5 protein-coding genes are annotated in these 6,636 nt (G+C 70.1%); 3 read left to right on the top strand and 2 right to left on the bottom strand.

Annotated features, from left to right (window positions below):
- Nucleotides 1-197: 197 nt before the first annotated feature.
- Nucleotides 198-1,214 (top strand): TrmB family transcriptional regulator, encoded by a 1,017-nt coding sequence (locus tag EJK15_RS66415; protein ID WP_138720458.1) that lies wholly within the window; start codon nt 198-200, stop codon nt 1,212-1,214.
- A 3-nt stretch (nt 1,215-1,217) separates the two neighbouring features.
- On the opposite strand, the gene glgA is transcribed toward EJK15_RS66415, so the two are convergent.
- Nucleotides 1,218-2,390 carry a glycogen synthase gene (gene glgA, locus EJK15_RS66410; RefSeq protein ID WP_138720457.1) on the bottom strand — a complete coding sequence of 391 codons (1,173 nt, stop codon included), beginning with the start codon at nt 2,388-2,390 and terminating at the stop codon, nt 1,218-1,220.
- A gap of 204 nt (nt 2,391-2,594) precedes the next feature.
- On the opposite strand from glgA, the gene glgC reads away from it, so the two are divergent.
- Complete coding sequence (gene glgC / locus EJK15_RS66405; protein ID WP_138720456.1) at nt 2,595-3,830, top strand: glucose-1-phosphate adenylyltransferase; 1,236 nt, start codon at nt 2,595-2,597, stop codon at nt 3,828-3,830.
- A 238-nt stretch (nt 3,831-4,068) separates the two neighbouring features.
- Nucleotides 4,069-5,547 carry an Nramp family divalent metal transporter gene (locus EJK15_RS66400; RefSeq protein WP_138720455.1) on the top strand — a complete coding sequence of 493 codons (1,479 nt, stop codon included), beginning with the start codon at nt 4,069-4,071 and terminating at the stop codon, nt 5,545-5,547.
- A gap of 205 nt (nt 5,548-5,752) precedes the next feature.
- Here the strand turns inward: EJK15_RS66400 and EJK15_RS66395 are convergent, their stop codons facing one another.
- Nucleotides 5,753-6,508, bottom strand: a complete 756-nt coding sequence (locus tag EJK15_RS66395; RefSeq protein WP_338089973.1) for an IclR family transcriptional regulator domain-containing protein — start codon at nt 6,506-6,508, stop codon at nt 5,753-5,755.
- Nucleotides 6,509-6,636: the final 128 nt, after the last annotated feature.

The following is a 6,636-nucleotide window of genomic DNA, read 5'->3' as shown; positions in this document are numbered from 1 at the left end:
AGATGTGTATAAGAGAGAGGGGCGGGGGTGGGTGCCGCCTGGACCGGCGTGGCGGCCACGACCACGGCCGCTATCACGACGCCCAGAAGGGCAGATTTCTGAAGCACATCGTGATTTCTATTTGTTCGTCAAATTTGGTGACAAGGTGATCGGCTGGCCTATTGCGGCGGCTGCCGGAAGTGGCCAAGATCGTGGGCATGCTTGATGATGGCCGGGCGCTGGAGGTCGTGGGGATCAGCGCGTTCGACGAGCGGGTCTACCGCGGGGTGCTGGCCTGTCCCGGCATCACGGTCCAGGAGCTCGTGATGAGGAGCGGGGAGAGCCCGGGCCGCGTCCAGTCGTCGCTGACCAGGCTGCGCGCCAGGGGGCTGGTCAGCCGCCTGTGGGGGCGCTCGCCCCGGTGGACGGCGACGAATCCGGGGACCGCGATCCGCTCGCTGGTGCGCGGGCTGCAGAGCGAGCTGGACCGGCTCACCGACACGGCCGACGAGCTGGAGGCCGCCTTCCGCACCGTCGGGCAGAACCCGGAGGAGGGCGGCCAGTTCGAGGTCCTGGCGGGGCCCGAGGAACAGGCCCGGTGGTACGTCCGGCTGCAGCAGGAGGCCAAGGAGGAGGTGCTGACCTTCGATCGGCCCCCGTACGTGCTGGACTATCACAACCCGCTGCAGACCGGCCTGCTCAACAAAGGCGTCCGCTACCGGACCATCTACACGCCGGAGGCGTTCGACCACGCGGGGGCGTTCGACGAGGTGGGCAATCTGATCAAGGCGGGCGAGGAGGCGCGGATCCTGCCCCGGCTGCCGTTCAAGATGGCGCTCGTCGACCGGCGGCGAGCGGTCATGCCGCTGCACATGGACCCGCCGCTCACGCGCGGCGTGCTGATCAGGGGGTCCACCATGGTGGTGGCCCTGGTGGAGCTGTTCGAGCGCCTGTGGCGGGAGGCGCTGCCGGTGCGGCCGGGGCTGTGGCAGGAGCCCGGCGCGCTGGAGACTGCCGGCGAGGAGCGGGACGCGTCGGAGCCGAGCTCCGTCGGCACAGAGGATCGCCGGCTGCTGGCGCTGCTGGCGGCCGGGCTGAAGGACGACGCCATCGCCCGCCAGCTCGGCACCAGCCCGCGCAGCCTGCGCCGCCGCCTGCGCCACCTGCTGGACGAGCTGAACGCCGAGACCCGCTTCCAGGCGGGCGCCCAGGCCAACCGCAGGGGACTCGTGTGATCTCTATGCCCGCAGGTCCGCGTACAGATCCAGGGTGCGGTGGGCGATGCGTTCCCAGGAGAAGTGCTCGACGGCCCTGGCCCGGCCCGCCTCACCCATCGCCCGCGCCCGGGCGGGATTCCCGAGCAGCGTGTTGACGCAGCCGGCCAGGTCCGCGGCGAACCTCTCCGGGTCGTGCGGAGTGCCGTCGGCGCCCTGGGAGATCGGCACGAGCAGGCCCGTCTCCCCGTTGGCGACCACCTCGGGGATGCCTCCCGTGGCCGTCGCGACCACGGCCGTCTCGCAGGCCATCGCCTCCAGGTTCACGATGCCCATCGGCTCGTAGACCGACGGGCACACGAACACCGTCGCGTGCGTCAGCAGCTGGATCACCTCGGGCTTGGGCAGCATCTCCTGGATCCAGAAGACGCCGTCGCGGTCGAGGTCGCGTACGAGCTGCGTCACCTCGGCGGCGATCTCGGGCGTGTCGGGCGCGCCCGCGCACAGCACGAGCTGGGCGTCCCGGCCGAAGGAGCGCGCCGCGTGCAGGAGGTGGACCAGGCCCTTCTGGCGGGTGATGCGGCCCACGAAGATGACGTACGGCCTGCGCGGGTCGACGCCGTGCTTCTTCAGCACGTCCAGGCCGGGGTCGGGGGCGTATTCCGCGGTGTCGATGCCGTTGTGGATGACGGTGACCTTGCCCGGCGGGATCTCGGGGTAGGCGGCCAGGACGTCGCGCCGCATGCCCTCCGAGACCGCGATCACCGCGTCCGCGGCGGCCAGGGCGGTCCGCTCGGCCCACGACGAGATCGTGTAGCCGCCGCCGAGCTGCTCGGCCTTCCACGGCCGCAGCGGCTCCAGGCTGTGCGTGGTGATCACGTGCGGGATCCCGTGGAGCATCTTCGCGACATGCCCGGCAAAGTTGGCGTACCAGGTGTGGGAGTGCACGACGTCGGCGCCGGCGCAGGCGGCAGCCATCTCCAGGTCGACGCCGAGCACCTGCAGGGCGGCGTTGGCGCCCTGCAGCCCGCCGGGCACCCGGTAGGCGGAGACGCCCGGCTCGTCCCGGTCGGCGCCGAAGCAGCGCACCCGTACGTCGGCCAGCCGGCGCAGCTCCCTGGCCAGGTATTCCATGTGCACCCCGGCGCCGCCGTACACCTCGGGCGGATACTCCCGGCTGAGCAGATCAACACGCATGACACGACCTTACGGGGGCCGTGTCCGGCGGCACACCGCAGGTCGCGGATTTGCACTCATGATCGACCTCAGCATAGGGAACACATCGACAAGCCCAGGCTCGGCAACACCGAACAGGGCATTAGATAGCAAATCTGGACACGAAGGAGGGTATCCGTGCCGTGATTCGTCGATAGATCGGCCATTTGAGGGTAGCGTTCGGGCATGAGGTCCCGGAGGGTACTTGCGGTTGTGCTGGCAGGTGGAGAGGGCAAGAGGCTCATGCCGCTCACGGCGGATCGGGCGAAACCGGCAGTGCCGTTCGGGGGGATATATCGGCTCGTAGATTTCGTGCTGTCGAACCTCGCGAACGGCGGCTTCCTGCAGATCGTTGTACTGACCCAGTACAAGAACCACAGTCTGGACCGGCACGTCTCGCGCACCTGGCGGCTGTCGGCGATGCTGGGCAACTACGTGACGCCCGTGCCCGCGCAGCAGCGGCTGGGGCCGCGGTGGTTCTCCGGCTCGGCGGACGCGCTGTTCCAGAACCTGAACCTGATCTACGACGAGATGCCCGAGCACGTGATCGTGTTCGGCGCCGACCACATCTATCGCATGGACCCGCGCCAGATGGTCGAGCAGCACGAGGACTCCGGCTCCGACGTGACGGTGGCGGCGATCAGGCAGCCGCTGTCGCTGGCCGACCAGTTCGGCGTGATCGAGACCGACCCCGAGGGACGCAGGATCGTCGCGTTCAGGGAGAAGCCCAAGGACGCGGTGGGGCTGGCGGACTCCCCCGACGAGGTGTACGCCTCGATGGGCAACTACGTGTTCAAGACGCAGTCGATGATCGACGCACTGCGGGAGGACGCGCTGGACCCGACCAGCAAGCACGACCTGGGCGGCAACATCATCCCGATGCTGGTCAAGTCGGGCGGCGCCGACGTGTACGACTTCGCGAACAACATCGTGCCGGGGTCGAGCGAGCGCGACCGGGGCTACTGGCGTGACGTGGGGACGCTGGACGCGTACTACGAGGCCCACATGGACCTCATCTCGGCGCATCCGGTGTTCAACCTCTACAACGACAAGTGGCCGATCTTCACCGGGCACGACCCGCTGCCGCCGGCCAAGTTCGTGCACAACGAGGGTGACCGGGTGGGGCGGGCACTCGACTCGCTGGTCTCCCCCGGGGTGATCGTCTCCGGCGGCACGGCGGTCAGGTCGATCCTGTCGCCCAAGGTCATGATCCACTCGCACGCGCTGGTGGAGGACTCGGTGCTGATGGAGAACGTCAAGGTCGGGCGGGGCGCGATCGTGCGCAAGGCGATCATCGACAAGAACGTGGTGATCCCGGACGGGGCGCGGATCGGCTTCGACCTGGACTACGACCGCACCCGGTTCGCGCTGACCCGGAGCGGGGTCGTGGTCATCGGCAAGAACGAGATCGTCGACCGGTAGCCGGCCTGCCGAGAGTGAGCGGCGGCCAACGGCCCCGCCGGGCCCACGTGTCGCAGGGGCCGCCGCTGACCTCTCGCCGCAGTTACGACATCACTTTATGGAGCAACTCCTGCAACGCGGTGTAACGCCACGCGCAGAATATCTCGTCGCTCCTCCAGCACGCCTGACCACTCCGTTGCCCATTGGGTCTTGCTGCCACCGCGGTTCGGGATCACCCTGAACGGCAGGAGGCAGTGACATGTCGCACCCACTCGGAGTCAGCCGCCCGGATCTCGAAGTCGCCGACCTGCCCACGCCGGAGGAGGTCTTCAAGGTCTCCAAGATCGGCCCCAAGGAACTGTTCAAGTACGCCGTCGGCCCCAGCCTGATCGCGCTCGGCATCTCGATCGGCAGCGGCGAGTGGCTGCTCGGCCCGCTGAACGTCGGCCAGTACGGCTTCGTCGGCGTCGGCTGGGTCATCCTCGTGTCGGCGGTGCTGCAGACCTTCTACAACGTCGAGTGCTCCCGGTACGTCGTCGCCACCGGCGAGACGCCGGTCGTCGGCTGGGGACGGGTGCCGCCGGGCTGGCCGCTCTGGGTGCCGCTGTCGGTCTTCGTGGTGATCTTCGCGTTCATCGCGGGAGGCTGGGCCGCGTCGGCCGGGCAGGGCGTCTACGCGCTGGTCCACGGCGTGCCGGCGGCCGCCGGCGACCTGGAGCCGCGCTGGTGGGCCGTCGGGCTGCTGGTGCTGGTGTTCCTCATCACCGCCGCCGCCCGTCGGATCAGCCGCACGCTGGAGCTGGTGAACTGGGTGATGGTCGGCGCCATCCTCATCGCGCTGCTGGCGGTGGACCTGCTCGTGGTGCCGTTCAGCCTGTGGTGGGAGGGCATCCGCGGCTTCGTCACCCCGGCCGCCCCGCCTCCTGGGATCACCGCGACCCAGCTCGGCGCCCTGGCCGGCTTCACCGCGCTCGCGTCGGGGCTGAACTGGTACGTGATGGGCCACTACCGCGACAAGGGCTACGGCATGGGCCACCGCGTCGGCTTCATCGCGGGCCTGCGCGGCGAGCGGCGCGAGGTCCTGGCCAGCGGCGTGACGTTCCCTGACGACGAGCGCAACCGGGGGCTCTGGCGCAGGTGGTACCGGCTGCTGATGATCGACATGTGGGGCGTCTTCTTCGTCGGCGCGATCCTCGGCATGCTGCTGCCCACGATTCTCATGCGGCAGGCGGTCGCCATGTCCGGTCAGACGCCCACGCGCGCGAACGTCCCCACGTTCGTGGCCAGCGCGCTCGGCGACGAGTACGGGCGGACGGCGTTCTACGTCGCGCTCGCGCTCGGCGTGCTGATCCTGTTCTCCACGCAGCTGGGCATCTTCGAGGCGATGGTGCGGGTGACGACGGACGCCGCCAACGCCACCAGCCCCCGCCTGCGCCGCAGGATCCAGGGCGACCCGCGCCGCTTCTACTACCCGTTCATGCTGGTACTGCTGATCATCATCTCGATCATCATCTTCCAGGGGCTGCCGGTCGGCCTGGTGGAGTGGTCGGGCAACATGTCGAACCTGGGCGCGCTGATCTATCCGTTCCTGCTGATGTACCTCAACAGCAGGCTTCCGCGCCCGGCCCGCCCCCGGCCCTGGCACTACGTCGTCCTCGTGCTCAACTTCCTGTTCTTCGGCTTCTTCTTCGTCAACTCCGTCGCCGACTTCGTCGGCGACCCGCTGGTGACGTTCTGAGGGGCGTGTAGCCCACGACCTCGACCCCGGCCGCCCGGCAGGGAGATCACGGCGGCGCCCTCGTCGGCGGCCGGGGTGGCGAGCGTGTGGTCCGGGCCGGGGTGGGGCGTAGAGATCGACGAGTCGACGCTGGCGACGGACGACCACGTGCGGTTGGAACGCTGCTGCCCATCCGGCCCGACCGCTATCCCCTGCAGTTGACGGATCAGCGACCGAGGCGCGCGGTCTCGGGGAGGGAGCCGTTCCAGGACGGGCCGTGGACGTACGCGAGGTCGGCCTCCATGCGGGCGGCGGTCTCCCGGAGCGCGGGCAGGATGTCGCGTACCAGGTCGGCGGGGGTGGCGCGGCTGGCGTGCGTGGCTACGTTGACGGCCGCGACCACCCGTCCGGCGCGGTCGCGGATGGGGACGGCGAGCGAGCGCACGCCCTCCTCCAGCTCCTGGTCGACCAGGGCGTACCCGTCCGCGGCGGCCCGCCGGACGGCCGCCTTGAGCTCGGCGGTGGTGGTGACGGTGTGGCGGGACAGCCGCCTGGGGGTGATGTTGTCCAGCCGCTCCTCCGGCTGGTCGGCCAGGAGGACCCGGCCCATCGAGGTCGCGTACGCCGGGAAGCGGGTGCCGACGGTGATGTCGACGCTCATGATGCGCTCGGTCGGCACGCGGGCCAGGTAGACGATGTCGTCGCCGGACAGCACGGCGACCGAGGCCGACTCGTGGACGCGGGCCACCAGGTCCGCCAGGTGCGGTTGCACGACCGTGCGGAAGGCGCGGCCGGACAGGTGGGCGTACCCGAGCTCCAGGACCTTGGGCAGCAGCACGAAGCGGGCGCCCTCGGCGGCCACGTAGCCGAGGCGTTCCAGGGTCTGGATCGCGCGGCGCACGGTCGCGCGCGGCTGCCCGGTGGCCCTGGCGGCGTCGGCCAGGGTGGAGCCGCCGGAGACCGCGCCGAGCGCCACCAGCACGGCCAGGCCGCGGGCCAGCGACTGCAGGTAGCCGGCGCCCAGCTCCTTCTTGGCCTCCCGCGAAGCGTCCACGACGGCGCCGTCACCGCGCGCCCCGGACACAGCCCCCGCCACTCCCCCACCTGGCC

It is taken from the genome of Nonomuraea basaltis, from assembly GCF_005893125.1.
Classification (GTDB): domain Bacteria; phylum Actinomycetota; class Actinomycetes; order Streptosporangiales; family Streptosporangiaceae; genus Nonomuraea; species Nonomuraea basaltis.
The sequence above is the reverse complement of the archived record's forward strand: the minus strand, read 5'-3'. Positions and strand labels throughout refer to the sequence as shown.

Excerpts from the sequence above, each read along its gene's own strand:
- glgC (WP_138720456.1), top strand. The coding sequence starts at position 2,595 with ATGAGGTCCCGGAGGGTACTTGCGGTTGTGCTGGCAGGTGGAGAGGGC.
- EJK15_RS66415 (WP_138720458.1), top strand. The coding sequence starts at position 198 with ATGCTTGATGATGGCCGGGCGCTGGAGGTCGTGGGGATCAGCGCGTTC.
- EJK15_RS66400 (WP_138720455.1), top strand. The coding sequence starts at position 4,069 with ATGTCGCACCCACTCGGAGTCAGCCGCCCGGATCTCGAAGTCGCCGAC.
- glgA (WP_138720457.1), bottom strand. The coding sequence starts at position 2,390 with ATGCGTGTTGATCTGCTCAGCCGGGAGTATCCGCCCGAGGTGTACGGC.